Source organism: Neisseria shayeganii 871 (genome assembly GCF_000226875.1).
Classification (GTDB): Bacteria; Pseudomonadota; Gammaproteobacteria; order Burkholderiales; family Neisseriaceae; genus Eikenella; species Eikenella shayeganii.
In genome coordinates, this window is the sequence record NZ_JH164936.1 from 1 (window position 1) to 1,180 (window position 1,180).

1 protein-coding gene is annotated in these 1,180 nt (G+C 56.4%); it reads right to left on the minus strand.

Annotated features, from left to right (window positions below; all coding sequences use genetic code 11):
- Positions 1-1,179: elongation factor Tu (gene tuf / locus HMPREF9371_RS10850; RefSeq protein WP_009120197.1), on the minus strand; the 1,179-nt coding region annotated here is incomplete at its 3' end.
- Position 1,180 lies beyond the last annotated feature (1 nt).

Genomic DNA, 1,180 nt, shown 5'->3' on the forward strand with positions numbered 1-1,180 from the left:
GATGATAGAAGAAACCACGCCGGCGCCTACGGTACGGCCGCCTTCGCGAATCGCAAAGCGCAAGCCTTCTTCCATGGCGATCGGGGCGATCAGCTCAACGCTGATGGTCACGTTTTCACCGGGCATAACCATTTCCACGCCTTCTTCCAAGGTCACGGCACCGGTCACATCGGTGGTGCGGAAGTAGAATTGCGGACGGTAGTTGGCGAAGAACGGAGTATGACGGCCGCCTTCTTCTTTGCTCAATACGTACACTTCGGCTTTGAATTTGGTGTGCGGGGTAATGGTGCCGGGTTTGGCCAATACTTGACCACGCTCCACTTCTTCACGCTTGGTGCCGCGCAACAGTACGCCGACGTTGTCGCCTGCTTGGCCTTGATCCAGCAGTTTGCGGAACATTTCCACGCCGGTACAGGTGGTTTTTTGGGTGTCTTTCAGACCGACGATTTCAATCTCGTCACCCACGTTGATGATGCCGCGCTCTACACGACCGGTTACCACGGTACCGCGGCCGGAGATGGAGAATACGTCTTCGATCGGCAGCAGGAAGGGTTTGTCTACGGCACGCTCAGGCGTGGGGATGTAGCTGTCCAAGGCGGCGGCTAGTTCAAAGATTTTTTCTTTGTAAGCGGCATCGCCTTCAAGGGCGCGCAGGGCGGAACCTTGTACGATCGGGCAGTCGTCGCCGGGGAAGTCGTAGCTGGAGAGCAGGTCGCGGATTTCCATTTCCACCAGTTCCAGCAATTCGGCGTCATCCACCATGTCGCATTTGTTCATGAACACGATGATGTAGGGTACGCCCACTTGGCGGGCCAGCAGGATGTGCTCGCGGGTTTGCGGCATGGGGCCGTCGGCAGCAGAACACACCAGGATGGCGCCGTCCATTTGGGCGGCACCGGTAATCATGTTTTTCACATAGTCGGCGTGGCCCGGGCAGTCTACGTGGGCGTAGTGGCGGGTTTCGGTTTCGTATTCTACGTGAGAGGTGTTAATAGTGATGCCGCGGGCTTTTTCTTCCGGGGCATTGTCGATTTGGTCGTAACCTTTGGCTTGACCGCCGAATTTTTCGGCCAAAATGGTGGTCAACGCCGCAGTCAGGGTGGTTTTACCATGGTCAACGTGACCAATGGTGCCAACGTTTACGTGCGGTTTGCTACGTTCGAATTTTTCCTTAGCCATG